Source organism: Nonlabens sp. Hel1_33_55, from assembly GCF_900101765.1.
Classification (GTDB): Bacteria; Bacteroidota; Bacteroidia; order Flavobacteriales; family Flavobacteriaceae; genus Nonlabens.
Genome location: NZ_LT627735.1, coordinates 2788991 through 2805426 on the forward strand (window position 1 = coordinate 2788991; position 16436 = coordinate 2805426).

Consider the following 16436-nt stretch of genomic DNA (forward strand, 5'->3'; position numbering starts at 1 on the left):
GTTGGTTATGCTTTAATTCTAATTCGTTGATCTTCTTTGATACTACGGGCACCTTCAACAATAATCATGTCACCTGAGTTCAGCCCGCTTTTCACTTCGATCATGTTTTCGGTAGTTTTACCGGTTTCTATCAGTTTTCTTTTCGCGACAGCGGTATCAAAATCATCACCAGCTTGTCGATCTGTTGCGATCATCACATATTGCTCACCATCTTGATTTTCACTAATCACGGCTAGAGGTATTAAGATGGCGTCATTATTTGTGTAGTCGTTAATTCTAAGTCTCGCTGTAAGGTTAGGCTTGACATTTTTCTTCTCATTTTTTACAGGCACTTCAATGCTGAAAGATCGGTTTGCTGGGTTAATGAAAGAACTCGCTTGTCGCACTTTGCTATCCATTTTCTCACCCAATACTGGGAAATCAATCTGCACGTCTGTGCCTTCATTGATGGATGCGATGTAGGTTTCAGGAACTTCAACTTCAATGTACATGTTGTCTAAATTCACGAGTCTAAAAAGTTCTGTCATTCCTGGCGATACAACATTGCCTTGCTCAGTTATGACATTATCAATTACACCAGAAAATGGCGCGGTGATGGTGCTTTTAGCAAGTTGCTGCTGCATGGAGTTAATGGAATTTTGTTGCGCCTCGTAATTTGCCTTAGCCTGTAGGTATTGAATTTCTGAGCCTATGTTTTGATCCCATAAACGCTTTTGACGTTCAAATGTAGTTTTGGCAAGTTGTGCCTGTACTTTCATTTGTTCAATTTGCTGGCCTACGCCGCCATCATCAATTTTTGCGAGGGTTTGTCCTTTGGATACTTTTTGACCTTCAGTCACAAAAACTCTTGTAAGAATACCTGCGGTTTCTGCCTTGATCGTAATATTCTGCTTTGTATCGACGCTACCTTGAAGTTCAATGTAGTGATTGAAAACGGTGTCTTGAATAGCTTTTACGCTTACAAGTGAACCTTCTTTCTTGATACTGTTCTTGTCAAGATAAGATTCAATGGCGCTAATTTCATTTTCTAGCTCTTTCTTCTCGTTAAGAAGTTCGGTTTTTTTCTGTGCTATGGATTCCATGTCGCCACTTGCAATAAGGTCGTCAACAGTAGGGTCACCGCCACCACAGGCAACGATTACAGGCAACAGTAAGAGGTATATATATTTTGTTTTCATAATGATTTAATCTTGGTATTTGTTGGATAGATATTGAGGTGTGTTAAGTACCGTTTCAAGAGCTGCTTTGTTGGTGATTACTTGAAACATACTGTTTAAATATTGGGATTGCGCATCATAGAGTTGCGTTTGTGCCTGTCTCAAATCAAAGCTGGTGGATATTCCTTCAGTAAATTTGATTTGGTTTTTATTTTCAATACGTTCAGCAAGTTCTAGGTTTTGCTTGTTGGTATAATAGGTGTCAATGGCAAGCTGATAATCATTAAGAGCAGTCTCATAATCCAGGCGGATTTGTTGTGAGGTCCTTTCTAGATCAGTTTCTGCTTGATCCCAAGCTATTTTTGCGCGATCGGTCCTAGCTTTTCTGCCAAAAGAGGTAAACACAGGCCAGCTAATGCTAACTCCTGCAATAGATTGACGGAACCACTGATTGCTAGAATTAAACACAAAGTCGTCATTGCTAAAAGCGTTTGCCCCATAATTGATAAATCCATTAACCGTTGGCAAAGCCTTGCTACGCTCAAGTTTATATTCCAGACGTCGCTGCTCTGTCATGTTATAGGCTATTTGATAATCAACAGAATGGTCAAGAACTAGATCTTCTCCAGCTAGGGAAAGATCAATGGTTTTAACGGCAAGGCTCTCCAGATTTTCTGCCAGCGTTACATCAGTGGACAGATCGATACCTAGCGCTAGCTGAAACATATTCATGGCAATATCGGTCTGTCTTCTGGCACTATTTAATTGATTGGATAGCTGCAATGCTGTGATTTGTAGTTGCTCCACATCTTCCTCTTCAGTGAGGCCGTTTTCAAAAATAGCTTTGGTTTCTTCCAGGTTATCGTTGACGGTTTCAAGGTTTTTAGTGATTATGTCCACATTTTCCTCAGACAGCAATACGCCACCATATGCATTGATGACGCCTTTGCGCACTTCCAGTTTTGTTTTGTTGTTTGCATTTTCTGAAAAGTCCAGAAATGTCTCAGATGCTTCTAGAGCCACGATATAACTACCATCAAAAATCACCTGACTAAGCGTTGCCGTGATGTCTGCATTTTGTTTAGGTGAGAAAACCACGGGAATAAAAGTTCCAGGCTCGCCACCGGCAATTTCTCCAGGCAATACAGATACCGGTTGCTTAAGTTGATAATTATAGTTCCCGGTTCCAGTAATTTGAGGTAAACCGGTAGCGGTAGTTTCCCATTTTTGCTTTAGCGCTTTGGCGATGTCGCGCTTTGCATTAATGGCTTGATAATTATTGTTTAGGGCAAAATCAATGGCCTCTTCCAGTGTGAAAGAATAGCTTTCCAAACCCGGTGAGGTCTGTTGTGAGTTCGCTTTCGCGAAAGCGAAAACCATCAAAATCAACGTTATATAGGTCAATCTTTTCATTTACTCGTGATTTGTTTGGGTTAGTTGGTTCAAGATTTTACGACCGGCTGGTGTCACAATACCGCGTAAGTGATATTCTAGATATTGATCATAGAGCTTGTCCTGTGGGAATTGATCAACAGGAAATAAAGACAGATCCTTGATGCCTTGAATCCCTATGAAGTACATGCGGGCAACAAAAGTTTTATTGATATTATCCCGATATAATCCCAGTTCAAGACCACGCTCTACATTGCGATAGATGCAATTATCCATAAAATCATATATCTTTTTATGGACCAGTTTATGAGTCTCAGGATAGTATTTTTGTAATTGACAAATGGGCGAGGAATTATCACCCTTGAGCTCACGCATCACATAGGCTTTGATCTCATAAAGATCTTCAATAGGATTGCGGTCATCGTTAGTCGCAATGTGGTTGACACCATCGCAAACATGGTCGCACATGTGCAGTGATGTAGCAGCAACCAACTCGCTCTTATTTTTATAGTGAGTGTAGAGCGTTTTCTTGCTCATACCCATTTTGTTGGCAATCTCGTCCATGGTAACACTTTTGAAACCATGACTGAGGAACATGTCCAACGATTCTTTTAAAATTAATTCTTTAGTTTCCATAATTGAGAGCGCAAAAGTAACACACGGAAACTTTAAAAACTACAAAAGTTTCCAAAGTTTTGTTTCTTTTTAACATTGGCTCGTGTTTCTCCAAAAGAAATAAAGATCCTTACCTATTTTTGAATCCATGACATCACTGGAAAACTTACGAACCCAATTTTTAGACTATCTGCAGCAAAGTGTTGCAAAAACAGAACCTTCTGGTTTGTATGATCCTATCCATTACATTCTGGAATTAGGCGGCAAACGCTTGCGACCTCTATTGACTTTGATGAGTGCAGAAATGTATGGTGCCACCGCTAACAAAGCCATGGATGCTGCTGTAGCTATTGAGGTATTTCACAATTTTACCTTATTGCACGATGATATCATGGACGCAGCAGACTTGCGTCGTGGAAAGGCCACCGTACATAAAAAGTGGGATGTAAATACGGGAATTTTGAGCGGTGACGCAATGATGATTATGGCTTATCAGCGATTTCTATCCTACGACAAGGAAGCTTTTTACGACTTGAATCAGCTTTTTTCTAAAACGGCACTTGAGGTTTGTGAAGGCCAGCAATACGATGTGGATTTTGAGACAAGAAATGATGTAACGGTTGAGGAATATTTACTCATGATCAAGCTCAAGACATCAGTTCTTGTGGGTTGTGCGCTTCAAATGGGAGCAATCATCGCTGGAAAGGATAAGACTGAACAAGAAAAAATATACAAGTATGGCATTGAATTGGGAATGGCTTTCCAACTGATGGATGATTATCTGGACGCATTCGGTGATCCAGAGACTTTTGGTAAAGAAGTTGGCGGTGATATACGTGAGAACAAAAAGACCTATCTCTTTCTTAAATCAATAGAAGACGAAGATGTTTCTAGAGAATTGAAGGTTCTTTTTACATTGGACTACAATCGACTTACTAGTGATCAAATAGCCGATAAAAAAGATCGCGCCAAAGAACTTTTTGTCAATAGTGGTGGAGCCAATAGAACGCTCGAAGCTATCAAGGATTACACAGATAAAGCCCTAGCTACGATTCAATCTTTAGATATCTCTGATGAGAATAAATCCATTTTGAAAAAGTTCTCTGAAGATTTGATGTCCAGAATAAGCTAATCATGGAACTTGTTCGCATTCAGGAAAAGTTAGAGTCCAAGCATCATATTTTTATGGTGTATCGCAATCAGGTGAATAAGGATCTGGAACGATCAGGATTTGAAGCTATTCATGAAAACAAACCACAGGAGTTTTTAGAAGCTCTTTTTAAGTTATTGAGTGAAGCGATTGAAGACGAAGATCCTAAGCTCCAACAATTATATTACCTCGCAGATGTCCAAGAAAAAAACCTAGAACATGGAATTGTTCTAGGTTTTCTATCCAGAGAATGGATCAAAATTAAATATCGATTGAATCAGTAAGGGCTGGATGACCAGCCCAAACCAATCATCAACAAAATTATCTGTTCATCTCTTCATTATATTCTTCAGTTGCATCGTTAACGCGCTCCTGCATAGTTTGATTAGAATTACTATTGAATTCTTCCATGAATTCTTCAATAGCGTCATTTTTTTGATCATCATACTTTTTGCGTGATTTGATCAACTCTTTGTTTAGATCATAAAGTGCCTCATCAATTTCTTCTAGATTTTCTAAGTTTTCTTCAGTATCTACATTATTCTTTTCCTGCTCATACTCTTTCATTTCCTTTTGCACGTCTGCTACAGCATCCATGACATCGTCAATCTTTAAGTAAGCTGGCATTCTATTCACCATTTCATTAAAACTGGTTCTTAGTGTTTTTTGATAACTATCTTTTTCAGTATTTGATGCTTCATTCATTGCCATCCAGTCATTTTGTACCGTTCCATAATTTTCAAAATTGATAATGGTGATATATCCTTCGTCATCATAATTAACGTTATCTACAAAATCTCTGTAAGCATCATAATCGATAGTGGTGTCATTTTCCAGACTCAATCTTACATCAACAATCTCATCATTCAAATCCTGCACCGCTTCCTCAACATTTACCATGCGGTTTTTAAGAGTAGCTTTAGTTACATCATCGTTGTTTTGAGCTGCTTTGAATCTATCCATTGCATTTTTAACATCATCTACTTCTTTCATTACTAGATTAGTTTTCAAATATGCTGGCATTCTATCTACAAATGTTTCAAATGAAGCATAAGCCTTTTCACCATTCATCTTATCCCTTAAGTTTGGACTAGTAGATAAATTTTTAATATCGTTTTGAAGTTGGCCATACTCTGCAAATCCAGTAATGGAAATATTATTGTCGTTATCAACCGTTACATTTGATTTCATGTCACTAGCCATAGTTTCCGCATCTTCACGAGTCACCATCGCTGCTGTTTCCATATTATCTCCATCGTTCAATTCATTATCGTCAGTGACTTCCATAACTAGAATATCATCTGCTTTTTCATCTTTACAGGCTGTAAAAGCAATTGTTGCAGTTAGGAGTGTAAGTAATATCTTTTTCATTCTTGTTTTTTGTTTGCAACAAGTATAAGCACATAATGTAGGAAATATCCTTAATTAATTCACAAGTCCCTTTGATAGCCCTGATTGTCAACAATAAATTAACAATTAGAGGAAAATCATTAATGATTGATTAACAAACTTGGTATGCACTTGTTTTTAATGGATTCTGTTTGCCCATTCTATTGCAGGTATCATCCATGCATCTAACGCTCTAAATAAAAACCCGTGACCCAGACCCGTATTTATTTCTAGATCTTCATAATCAGCATTATTACACGTAGAATTGTTATTTCTTGACAAGCCTGAGGTCCCAGCAGAATCTGATTTTTCGTAAATATTCAAGATATTACCACACCAGTTGATGTCGGGAATTTGCTCGATATCGCTTTCGCGAAAGCTGCCTACAAAAACATAATTGAGTTCTGAATTGTTTGCGATAGTAGAAACGTATTGCGCAATGTAGCCGCCTTTTGAAGTGCCGACTACGGTGATATTTTTTGCTGGAACTTCTTTGTTGATCAAGCTGTCCACTTGTTTAACGACTATCTCCGCATACTCTCGAGAATTTACATTAGTCATTCTCTTATCGCTTAAGGTCACGAATCCATTGTCTCTAAATTTATTTAAGATTTCATGGTATTCTACACGGCCATGATCTGGATGTTCATCAGCAATGTCATGAGTTTCAAGAAACGCGTTGTGTAGAAAGATGATGTATTTGTCATCAATATTTGGCTGTGATATTAGTTGCTGGGAAGAGAAGGTTAAGAATAATACCGCCGCTAATTTGATGTTTTTCATTTATTGCACTGTAAGCAGTTTGCTGATCAAATCAATAAAGATTTCGTTCCATTTTTTATAATCATGACCGCCAGTGTATTGCTTGATTTCCGAAAATTGAGATAACTGCTTAAACTTCTCTTTCAAAAAATTAGCATCATCTTTTAAAAACATGGGTTCTTCACTTCCGTATTGTAAATACAGTCTTGGATATGCCACGCCTTGTTGCCAGTTGTTGGTTTGAATGTCTCCACCAAAAGTGGATAGACTGATATAAGTTCCAATAATGTCAGGATAATTATTCAATAAACTCATACCGAATCCAGCACCATTTGACACCCCATAGAAATAACGATCATTTTTTGTTAGCTCTTGTTTGAACTCTTTTTCTATATGGGTTATGAACTCATTTTTAAAATAGAGCATGTGATTTTGATATCTATTAGCAAGAGATGGGTTTTCTATGCTATCGGGTTGCATATCTATGTATTCAAAATTCCGAAATTGTAAGTATACTTTTTCACCGTTACCCATGGTAGTGCTTGTACTATCTGCAATTTTATTGTTAGCGTGACTCGCAACAAAAATGAAAGGTTCGATGATTTTGTTTTCAATTAAAGAATCTAAGGTTTTCTTCAAAAGGCCTTTATCGATGTTTTTGCTACCATCCGTTGCGTACATGATTTGATAGTGTTTATTGACGTCAAAATCATTAGGTAAATAGATATTATGAGAGCGATATTCAGATAAGGCGGCACTATAAATTGAGTCGGTATAAAATTGAGATTCACTGCCGATTGTTTTCTTTGGTTTATGATGGCATGACAAAACCGTTAGTGCTATAAATATGAAAATGGTTAACCTCATGGGACTTTAGATTTTGATTTAAAAAAGCACCCTAACAAATGGCTGCAATCCATTCCTGTAAACACTTCGATCTTCATCAAACAAGACATCGTACCGCACACCTATTACAATGGGGCCATTGGAATAACCAGCACCTAGAAACAAAGCCGGCACCCAGTAATTATCATCAATGAATTGATCATCTTCAAAATTTCTATTAACATTGAGAATCTCAAAATCAGAGCTCAGCTGTATTTCTCGTATAGGTTGAAATATGCCGATCAAGCTACCACCTAGAATAGTACTGGTAAAATCCAAACCATCGTTAAATCCATTACGATTATCAAAATTGCGTTTGACATAACTTCCATTCAAACCTACGCCAACTCCTATATAAGGATTGACTTGATAAATAGCTTGTGGTGCTACTTGAACCGCAGTATAGCCAGTGCTAAAATTCAATCCAAGATTACCACCATAACGTACGCGACTCCAGAAGTCAGAAGGAACATCTTGTGCAAAGACAGTGGCGCAGATTGAAATCCCAAAAAGAAAGGTGATTATCAGTTTTTTAGAGAAAATAGAACTCATATTTAATGATTATGATGCAATAGTTATAAATATACAAAACGCTATGCCGTACAAAGCCAATTCTTTACTTTTGCTATAATTATCGAAAACGGGAACTTTCCCGATAGATTTATGGATAAATTTTCTTTTCTAAATGCAGCTCACACTGCATTCTTTGCACAACTTTACGATGAATACTTAGTCAATCCTGATCGTGTGGAGCCCTCATGGCGCGCATTCTTTCAAGGGTTTGATTTTGGAATGGAGTCTGCTGGTGACGGCGATGTACAAGTAGTATATGAAGATAGAGGCGAGACTAAAACCGTAGACGTATCTGAAAAGATGCGCAAGGAGTTTGAAGTCGTTCAACTTATTGATGGTTATAGAACCCGTGGGCACTTGTTTACAAAAACGAACCCAGTTAGGGAACGCCGCAAGTATGAGCCTAGTTTAGAACTTTCCAATTTTGGATTGTCAGATTCAGATTTGAATACAGAATTTGAATCTGGTGAGTTGATAGGTCTTGGCAAAACAACGCTCAAGGCTATTGTCAACCACTTGAAACAAGTGTATTGTGAGAGTATTGGAGTTGAGTACATGTATGTGCGCTCTCCAGAACAACTCAAATGGATACAAAGCTGGTTGCACCGCAATAACAATCATCCAGAATTCGATAAATCAGAGAAATTACAGATACTTAAGAAACTCAATGAAGCAGTTTCTTTTGAATCTTTTTTACATACTAAGTATGTTGGACAGAAGCGTTTCTCCTTAGAAGGAAACGAATCACTGATTCCAGCACTAGATAGCTTGATTGAAAATGCTGCCAACAATGGTGTCAACCAGTTTGTATTGGGAATGGCGCACCGTGGTCGTTTAAATGTTTTGAGTAACATTTTCGGTAAGCCTGTTTCTGATATATTTTCAGAATTTGACGGTAAGGACTATGAGCAGGACATTTTTGATGGTGACGTAAAATATCACTTGGGCTACACTAGTAAGCGCAAGACTGACAATGGCAACCAGATCAATATCAATATTGTTCCCAACCCATCACACTTGGAAACAGTTGGAGCTGTTGTAGAAGGTATTGCGAGAGCAAAACAAGATATGCATACACCAAACGACTTTTCTAAGGTGTTGCCTATTGTACTTCATGGAGATGCAGCCATTGCAGGTCAAGGGATCGTTTATGAAGTGGTTCAGATGGCAAAATTAGATGCCTATAAAACCGCAGGTACAATTCACTTAGTAGTGAATAACCAGGTAGGTTTTACAACTAATTATCTAGATGCAAGATCCAGTACCTATTGTACTGACATCGCAAAAGTGACACTATCACCAGTACTTCACGTAAATGCAGATGATGCAGAAGCTGTGGTACACGCTATGAAGTTTGCTTTTGAATATAGAATGCAGTTCCAGAGTGATGTATTTATTGACCTTCTGGGTTATAGAAAATACGGTCACAATGAAGGTGATGAACCTAGATTCACACAGCCACAATTGTACAAGGCGATTAGTAAGCATGAGAATCCGCGAGATATCTATGCTGACAAATTGCTGAAAGCTGGAGTGATTGAAGAAGGTGCCGTTGATGAAATGGAGAAGACTTATAAGGATAAGTTGGAAGATCAATTGGCAACCTCCAGAAAACAAGAGAATACAGTAATAACTCCATTCATGCAAGATGAATGGGAAGGTTATGAAAGCGCAGATGCTGAACAGATGATGAAAGTCGTTAAGTCTGGCGTCAAGAAAAAGACCTTAGAAGAGATTACCAAAACCATATCCACCTTACCTAAGGATGAGAACTTCATCCGTAAGATCAAGAAGATCGTAGAATCCCGTCAGCAAATGTGGGATGATGATAAACTCGACTGGGCGATGGGTGAACACCTAGCCTATGGATCATTAATGCTGGAAGGCTACAACGTGAGAATGAGCGGTCAGGATGTAGAACGTGGTACATTTTCACACCGTCATGCGGTAGTGAAATCAGAGAATCACGAACACGAATTTATACTCCACAACTTCCTCGATGCAGATGGTATTATGGAGATCTATAACTCACACCTTTCAGAATATGGAGTGGTAGGTTTTGAGTACGGTTATGCCATGGCACAACCAGAAACATTGACCATTTGGGAAGCTCAGTTTGGAGATTTCTCAAACGGTGCACAGATCATGATTGACCAGTACATCAGTGCTGGTGAGGATAAGTGGAAGAACCAGAATGGACTGGTCATGTTATTGCCTCATGGTTATGAAGGTCAAGGTGCAGAGCATTCCAGTGCCCGCATGGAGCGTTATTTACAACTATGCGCGCGAGATAATATGTGGATGGCAAACTGTACCACACCAGCAAATATGTTTCACCTGTTGAGACGCCAGATGTTGGTCAACTACCGCAAGCCACTCGTTGTGTTTACACCTAAGTCGTTGTTGAGAAGCCCACGTGCAGTAAGCTCTGTTAATGAGTTTGTGAAAGGTCATTTTCAAGAAGTTATTGATGTAGATGGTGACGCTTTCGCGAAAGCGAAAACCCTAGTATTCACAAGTGGTAAATTCTACTATGATCTATTGGAATATAGAGAAGAACACGACCGCAGTGACGTTGCACTAGTAAGAGTAGAACAATTGTTCCCACTACCAGTGGATCAAATCAAGAAAGTCATCAAGAAGTACGGCTCCAAGGATGTCGTATGGGCGCAGGAAGAACCACGCAACATGGGAGCTTATTCCCACTTGATGCTACACATGCCAGAAACCAGAACATGGCGCGTGTGCTCCAGAAACATGTATGCCGCACCAGCCAGCGGAAGCTCAACGAGATCCAAGGCAAGACAGGCACGAGTAATAGAAGACGTATTTAATACCAACAAATAGCATTATGGCTCTAGAAATGAAAGTGCCCTCACCGGGCGAGTCGATTACAGAAGTAGAAATAGCAGAATGGTTAGTTGCCGATGGTGACTGGGTTGAAAAAGACCAAGCCATTGCAGAGGTTGATAGCGACAAGGCGACACTGGAATTACCAGCAGAAGCTAGCGGTATCATTACCTTGAAAGCAGAAGAAGGAGACGCTGTAGCCGTAGGTGCTGTAGTTTGTCTCATAGACACTGAAGCTGAAAATCCTAACGCTGGAGGATCCAAAGACAAAAAATCTGACGATGATGAAAATGAGGAAGATGCTAAAGATGCACCATCCTCAATGGGTAAAGGCGATGAAGGCGGCGGTTATGGCGGTAAACCAGAACAGGAAATAGCTAAAAAAGACGAAAAAACAGAAGACAAAAAGAATTCTCAAAAAGCACCACCACCAGCAGAAGCAAAAGAAAAAACATATGCAAGTGGTACACCTAGTCCAGCAGCTAAAAAAGCTTTGGATGAAAAAGGGATCGATGCTAAGGATGTTCAAGGAACTGGTCGCGATGGGAGAATTACAAAAGACGATGCTTTTAAAGCAGAAGGGAAACCATCCATGGGAACTCCAGGAGCTGGATCACGTGGTGAATCCCGTTCCAGACTTTCTATGTTGCGCCGTAAAGTAGCAGAGCGTCTAGTAAGTGTCAAGAATGAAACAGCAATGCTAACCACCTTTAACGAGGCTGACATGCATGCGATTTTTGCGCTAAGAACAGAATATAAAGATGCTTTTAAAGCTAAACATGGAGTAGGCTTAGGATTTATGTCCTTCTTTACAAAAGCAGTAGTCAGAGCACTGGACCAATATCCAGCGGTTAATTCCATGATCGATGATAAGGAAATGATCACTTATGATTACAAGGATATTTCCATAGCAGTTTCTGGACCTAAAGGTCTAATGGTTCCTGTTATTAGAAATGCAGAAAACCTATCTTTTAGAGGTGTGGAGCAGGAAGTGAAGCGACTCGCATTAAGAGCACGCGATGGAGACATCACCGTGGACGAAATGACTGGAGGAACATTCACCATCACCAATGGTGGAGTTTTTGGTAGTATGATGAGCACACCAATTATCAATCCACCGCAGAGTGCGATCCTAGGAATGCACAATATTATCGAGCGACCAGTAGTCATTGATGGCGACATAGTTGCACGTCCTATGATGTACCTAGCCGTTTCTTATGACCATAGAATCATTGATGGTAAGGAATCTGTTGGATTCTTGGTTGCGATCAAGGAAGCTTTGGAAAATCCAATTGAACTGTTGATGGATAATGACGTGAAGAAGGCATTGGAATTATAGATTACCAATTTTTGATTTGCTTTTGCAAATCTTGATTTCTAATTATCGATTATAAAATTGAAAAGCGATCTCATTGAGATCGCTTTTTGTTTTATCTCGCTTTCGCGAAAGCGTAACATTTTCAATCAAATCTATGCAAGAGCTAGAATCTCTAAGTATCTTGTCCATCGATTATTTAAGTGTATAGCCATGAAATATTTATTTGTTCTCATCTTTTTGCCATTCATTTCTTGCAAAAACAAAATGGTAGAAACAAAACCCAAAGAAGTAAGAACTTATCAAGCGGAAGTAGCTTACGAATACAACGCGCAATTAGGTGAAGGCGCCTTGTGGGATGCTGCCACTCAAAGGCTTTATTGGATCGATATTTTTGGAAAGGAACTGCATGTTTTTGATCCAGCAACGAGCACTGATAAAACCTATGATACAGGTTCTGTGGTTGGAACTGTGGTTTCGGTTAATGATGAGAAAGTATTGGTGGCTTTGGTAGAAGGTATCTATAGCATTGATTTAAATACAGGAGCTGTCGAATTATTCTCGGACACAACAGACACGGAAGTTCCCGGGCGTTTCAATGACGGTAAAGTGGATCCCAATGGAAATTTCTGGGTAGGTTCTATGCCATGGGATCAAGAGGCTAGGACTGGAAAGCTATATAAGATCGATGCTGAAGGAAACGCAACGGTGATGCTCACTGGCATTGGGATTTCTAATGGTATCGTCTGGACTAAGGATAAGTCTACCATGTATTACATTGATACCAAACTTAACAATGTACGAGCCTTTGATTATGATATGAATACCAGCACAATCAGTAATGAACGTGTGATCATCACAGTTCCAGAAGAGTTGGGTAATCCAGATGGAATGGCCATTGATGCTAATGACCAATTGTGGATAGGCTTATGGAATGGAAATGCCGTAGCTCATTATGATCCCAAATCAGGTAAACTAATTTCTAAAATTGAGGTGCCTGCGCATAATGTAACTTCATGTGCTTTTGGTGGTGAAAATCTAGATCAGCTTTTTATTACAACAGCAAGCTTAGACATGACCGATGAAGAAATGGAAAAATATCCACTGGCTGGTTCAATTTTTACCATAAAACCTGGAGTTCGCGGTGTAGAAGCTAAAACTTTTGGGAAGATGAAATAATACTAAGAAATCTACAAAACGAAAAATCCGCTGGAATCATTTTCCAGCGGATTTTTTGTGAAATCAATAAACGAAATAAAGTTCTTTTAAACACTCGCCTGACTGACAGGAATATTGCGATCAATCTTACCAATCATTCCTTGAAGTGCTTTTCCAGGGCCAACTTCTATAAACTCAGTCGCACCGTCTTTAATCATTTCCTGAATGGATTGTGTCCATTTTACGGGCGCGGTAAGTTGGTAGATGAGGTTTGTTATAATGTCATCAGTCGCTGTAGTGGCTAGGTTAGTGACATTTTGATAAATAGGACAGATTGGTTTTTCAAATTCAGTGGCATCAATAGCCTTAGCAAGACGTTCCCTAGCTGGTTCCATAAGCGGCGAGTGGAAAGCACCACCTACAGGTAGCACCAACGCTCTTTTTGCTCCTTTTTCTTTAAGCACCTTACATGCTGCCTCAACCGCTGGAATTTCACCAGAAATAACCAGCTGACCTGGACAATTATAGTTTGCTGCTACTACAACTCCACTTGTTTCACGACAAACTTTCTCAATCGCATCATCTTCTAGACCTAAGATAGCAGCCATCGTACTTGCCTGGAGTTCACAAGCAGCTTGCATCGCGATAGCTCGCTCACTTACAATTCTTAATCCATCTTCAAAGCTCAATGAGCCTATCGCGGTCAAGGCACTAAGCTCACCCAAACTATGACCTGCCACCATATCTGGAGTAAATACATCTCCCATGACTTTAGCCAGAATAACCGAATGCAAAAACACCGCAGGCTGCGTCACCTTTGTTTCCTTGAGTTCATCAGCAGTACCTTCAAACATGATTCTAGAGATGTCAAATCCCAGGATCTCGTTGGCCTTGTGAAATAGCTCTTTGGCTTCGTCAAAATTATCATAGAGGTCTTTACCCATTCCTGTAAATTGGGCTCCTTGACCTGGAAATACGTATGCTTTCATATTGTTAGTTGGTTTGTTTTGCAAATTTAAGAAACAACAATTGAGGATTTAGAATTCAGAATTTTCGTAATTCTTAACTAGAAACCCGCTCCCAAGTCTCGTAATCAAAGGAGTACTTGTGACGCTCATCAGTACCGTGAGATTCGGTTTTTATCAGGTTCCATTTGGATTTGTCTATTCTAGGGAAATAAGCATCTGCGTCAAAGGTGCCGTGGACTCTGGTAAGTTCAATTTTATTAGAGAAAGGCATTCCTAAAGAATAGATCTCTCCACCACCTATAATAAATGGATTGCTATCATTGCCTGCCGCAGCAAGAGCTGTTTTCATATCGTGAACGATAATCGCATCATTGCTTTTATAACCTTTATCTCTAGTAACCACAATATGCGTCCTGTTAGGTAATGGCTTGTCAAAGCTATCAAAGGTTTTACGTCCCATGATGATAGTATGACCAGTTGTTAGAGCCTTAAATCTTTTAAAATCATCTGGTAAATGCCAGACCATTTCTCCGTTTTTACCAAGTTCTTGATTTTCGCCAGCTGCGGCAATCATAGTTATTACTTTAGCCTTTGGAAGAGGTGCCATGGGGTTGTCAAGTTTTACATCAGGCAATGGATGATTCTTATCCACCTTGACTTGTAGTTTCTGAATTCTATCTACCTGCTTTTGAACCAATTGTTCATACTGCCTTTTTTCCCATTCTGGACCCAAAATGCGTTTTGTGATAAACACGTTGAAAGCATGATAAGCCAAAATAAGAAACCAAAGCATTATAACCCAAATCCACCAATCTGTTTCAAGTAATGACTCTCTTTGTAACATAGGACTTCCTTCAACGGAATCCTGACGCACGCCTACAACAATTAAGCCTACAGAACCTATCAGGAAAACTACAAAATGAGTAAACAGCCCACGTTTTTGCTTAATACGCAAACGTGCATTTTCAATCATCTCCTTTTGATCGGGATCAATTGCTCTTCCAGATTTTTTATTGCTACCAAACATTCCTTTACTTTTAGGTCAAATTTACGTTTTACACTGCATTCACTCTCTTAACCTATGTATAATTTAAAGGAGCACTATCCAGTCTTGAAGGACTATACTTATCTAAATACAGCCGCTCACGGTTTGATAAGCACGGTAGTGGCAGATTATAAAGTGTCCCTAAATCAGGAACTACTCAACACCGCGAGTGTTTTTGCAGATAGTCGAGGTGCTTTTATCGATGACGTAAGAACCAGTGTATCTAGCTTTATTGATGCTCATTATCATATGACGGCTTTGGTGCCTAATTTCTCCATGGCATTCAACGCCTTGCTGGAAGCAATCGATAAGAAGAATAAATTTTTGTTGGTTAAAGGTGATTACCCATCGGTGAACTGGCCTGTGGAGGCTCGAGGATTTGAATGCTGCTATGCAGATCTTAATGCCACGCTGGAAGAGAATATTTGGAATGCCTGTGAGCAACATAAACCCGATTTTTTGGCGCTCTCTATAGTCCAATATATTTCTGGAATTAGAATCGATCTTGAATTTTTGAGAAAGCTAAAGTTGCAGTTTCCTGATTTGATCATTATCGCAGACGGTACGCAGTTTATAGGTGTGGAAGAATTTCGCTTTCGCGAAAGCGGAATAGACATACTCGCCGCATCTTGTTACAAATGGCTCAATGCTGGTGATGGGAATGCGTTCATGACTTTCAAGGAAGACGTCGTCGATAGGATCAAGCCGAAATATACTGGGTTCAATAGTGTACAGGGATTTAAGAATGACCGCGGTAGTTTTATGGGGCATTTTGAACCTGGACATCAGGACATGACGGCTTTTGGAGGACTTCAAAAAGCGATTGAGTTCTGCAATGAGTACGGGATTTATAGTATTCAAAATCAAATTCAAACTATATCACAGGAGGCACGCAATGAATTTACAGGTCGCAACTTACTGCAGCCAGAAGTTACTGGCAGAAAGCTTCACTCTTCTATATTCAATATCACTGGTGACGAGAAGCTATTTGAAAAACTTAAGAACGAAAAGATTATTATTTCCCAGCGTGGAGAAGGGCTGCGAGTGAGTATTTCCTATTATAATTCTATAGAGGATTTGAACAAATTGCTAAATGTGATTGATGAAAATTAGAATAGCACCTTCAATGGTGAGCCATCACCATCCAGTACATATTGGTACACCGTAGAAATTCCTG

15 protein-coding genes are annotated in these 16436 nt (G+C 39.4%); 6 read left to right on the forward strand and 9 right to left on the reverse strand.

All coding sequences use genetic code 11. The features are described 5' to 3' along the window. Positions 1-5: 5 nt before the first annotated feature. From BLO34_RS12630 to BLO34_RS12640, 3 genes are read right to left on the reverse strand one after another with little or no spacing between them, the layout of a single operon-like run. Positions 6-1178, reverse strand: coding sequence for an efflux RND transporter periplasmic adaptor subunit (locus BLO34_RS12630; protein WP_090755802.1), 1173 nt, complete (start codon positions 1176-1178; stop codon positions 6-8). A gap of 6 nt (positions 1179-1184) precedes the next feature. Next, the gene (locus tag BLO34_RS12635; RefSeq protein WP_090755803.1) at positions 1185-2570 is read right to left on the reverse strand and encodes a TolC family protein; all 1386 of its coding nucleotides are present in this window, start codon (positions 2568-2570) and stop codon (positions 1185-1187) included. Further along, complete coding sequence (locus BLO34_RS12640; protein WP_090755805.1) at positions 2571-3185, reverse strand: TetR/AcrR family transcriptional regulator; 615 nt, start codon at positions 3183-3185, stop codon at positions 2571-2573. 127 nt (positions 3186-3312) lie between these two features. Here BLO34_RS12640 and BLO34_RS12645 point away from each other — a divergent pair, with 127 nt between their 5' ends. Beyond that, entirely contained in the window at positions 3313-4296 is a 984-nt protein-coding gene (locus tag BLO34_RS12645; protein ID WP_090755807.1) for a polyprenyl synthetase family protein, read from the forward strand. Positions 4297-4298: 2 nt separating this feature from the next. After that, on the forward strand, positions 4299-4598 hold the full coding sequence (locus BLO34_RS12650; protein ID WP_090755808.1) for a hypothetical protein: 300 nt from the start codon (positions 4299-4301) through the stop codon (positions 4596-4598). A 37-nt stretch (positions 4599-4635) separates the two neighbouring features. Here the strand turns inward: BLO34_RS12650 and BLO34_RS12655 are convergent, their stop codons facing one another. From BLO34_RS12655 to BLO34_RS12670, 4 genes are all read right to left on the reverse strand, one after another. Beyond that, positions 4636-5685, reverse strand: a complete 1050-nt coding sequence (locus tag BLO34_RS12655) for a hypothetical protein (protein WP_090755810.1) — start codon at positions 5683-5685, stop codon at positions 4636-4638. 156 nt (positions 5686-5841) lie between these two features. Beyond that, positions 5842-6486: a YqiA/YcfP family alpha/beta fold hydrolase gene (locus BLO34_RS12660; RefSeq protein ID WP_090755812.1), complete on the reverse strand. Its 645-nt coding sequence runs from the start codon at positions 6484-6486 to the stop codon at positions 5842-5844. Next, positions 6487-7332, reverse strand: coding sequence for an alpha/beta hydrolase (locus tag BLO34_RS12665; RefSeq protein WP_090755813.1), 846 nt, complete (start codon positions 7330-7332; stop codon positions 6487-6489). It lies immediately after the preceding gene. A gap of 18 nt (positions 7333-7350) precedes the next feature. Next, entirely contained in the window at positions 7351-7902 is a 552-nt protein-coding gene (locus BLO34_RS12670; protein ID WP_090755815.1) for an alpha-ketoglutarate decarboxylase, read from the reverse strand. A gap of 111 nt (positions 7903-8013) precedes the next feature. Between BLO34_RS12670 and BLO34_RS12675 the strand changes: the two genes are divergently transcribed. The 3 genes from BLO34_RS12675 to BLO34_RS12685 all read left to right on the forward strand — a co-directional run bounded on the left by BLO34_RS12675 (position 8014) and on the right by BLO34_RS12685 (position 13267). After that, positions 8014-10770: a 2-oxoglutarate dehydrogenase E1 component gene (locus BLO34_RS12675; RefSeq protein ID WP_090755817.1), complete on the forward strand. Its 2757-nt coding sequence runs from the start codon at positions 8014-8016 to the stop codon at positions 10768-10770. A gap of 4 nt (positions 10771-10774) precedes the next feature. Continuing rightward, positions 10775-12112 carry a 2-oxoglutarate dehydrogenase complex dihydrolipoyllysine-residue succinyltransferase gene (gene odhB, locus BLO34_RS12680; protein WP_090755818.1) on the forward strand — a complete coding sequence of 446 codons (1338 nt, stop codon included), beginning with the start codon at positions 10775-10777 and terminating at the stop codon, positions 12110-12112. 189 nt (positions 12113-12301) lie between these two features. Continuing rightward, complete coding sequence (locus BLO34_RS12685; protein ID WP_157686821.1) at positions 12302-13267, forward strand: SMP-30/gluconolactonase/LRE family protein; 966 nt, start codon at positions 12302-12304, stop codon at positions 13265-13267. Between the two features lie 86 nt (positions 13268-13353). Here the strand turns inward: BLO34_RS12685 and fabD are convergent, their stop codons facing one another. After that, complete coding sequence (fabD, locus tag BLO34_RS12690) at positions 13354-14235, reverse strand: ACP S-malonyltransferase (RefSeq protein ID WP_090755821.1); 882 nt, start codon at positions 14233-14235, stop codon at positions 13354-13356. Between the two features lie 73 nt (positions 14236-14308). Further along, positions 14309-15241 (reverse strand): dihydrofolate reductase, encoded by a 933-nt coding sequence (locus tag BLO34_RS12695; protein ID WP_090755823.1) that lies wholly within the window; start codon positions 15239-15241, stop codon positions 14309-14311. Between the two features lie 54 nt (positions 15242-15295). On the opposite strand from BLO34_RS12695, the gene BLO34_RS12700 reads away from it, so the two are divergent. Further along, entirely contained in the window at positions 15296-16372 is a 1077-nt protein-coding gene (locus tag BLO34_RS12700) for an aminotransferase class V-fold PLP-dependent enzyme (RefSeq protein ID WP_090755825.1), read from the forward strand. Positions 16373-16436: the final 64 nt, after the last annotated feature.

Bases quoted from the DNA above. Each gene is read 5' to 3' on its own strand.
- BLO34_RS12695 (WP_090755823.1), bottom strand. From the start codon at position 15,241: ATGTTTGGTAGCAATAAAAAATCTGGAAGAGCAATTGATCCCGATCAA.
- odhB (WP_090755818.1), top strand. From the start codon at position 10,775: ATGGCTCTAGAAATGAAAGTGCCCTCACCGGGCGAGTCGATTACAGAA.
- BLO34_RS12635 (WP_090755803.1), bottom strand. From the start codon at position 2,570: ATGAAAAGATTGACCTATATAACGTTGATTTTGATGGTTTTCGCTTTC.
- BLO34_RS12645 (WP_090755807.1), top strand. From the start codon at position 3,313: ATGACATCACTGGAAAACTTACGAACCCAATTTTTAGACTATCTGCAG.
- fabD (WP_090755821.1), bottom strand. From the start codon at position 14,235: ATGAAAGCATACGTATTTCCAGGTCAAGGAGCCCAATTTACAGGAATG.
- BLO34_RS12630 (WP_090755802.1), bottom strand. From the start codon at position 1,178: ATGAAAACAAAATATATATACCTCTTACTGTTGCCTGTAATCGTTGCC.
- BLO34_RS12700 (WP_090755825.1), top strand. From the start codon at position 15,296: ATGTATAATTTAAAGGAGCACTATCCAGTCTTGAAGGACTATACTTAT.
- BLO34_RS12655 (WP_090755810.1), bottom strand. From the start codon at position 5,685: ATGAAAAAGATATTACTTACACTCCTAACTGCAACAATTGCTTTTACA.
- BLO34_RS12670 (WP_090755815.1), bottom strand. From the start codon at position 7,902: ATGAGTTCTATTTTCTCTAAAAAACTGATAATCACCTTTCTTTTTGGG.
- BLO34_RS12665 (WP_090755813.1), bottom strand. From the start codon at position 7,332: ATGAGGTTAACCATTTTCATATTTATAGCACTAACGGTTTTGTCATGC.
- BLO34_RS12675 (WP_090755817.1), top strand. From the start codon at position 8,014: ATGGATAAATTTTCTTTTCTAAATGCAGCTCACACTGCATTCTTTGCA.
- BLO34_RS12660 (WP_090755812.1), bottom strand. From the start codon at position 6,486: ATGAAAAACATCAAATTAGCGGCGGTATTATTCTTAACCTTCTCTTCC.
- BLO34_RS12640 (WP_090755805.1), bottom strand. From the start codon at position 3,185: ATGGAAACTAAAGAATTAATTTTAAAAGAATCGTTGGACATGTTCCTC.
- BLO34_RS12650 (WP_090755808.1), top strand. From the start codon at position 4,299: ATGGAACTTGTTCGCATTCAGGAAAAGTTAGAGTCCAAGCATCATATT.
- BLO34_RS12685 (WP_157686821.1), top strand. From the start codon at position 12,302: ATGAAATATTTATTTGTTCTCATCTTTTTGCCATTCATTTCTTGCAAA.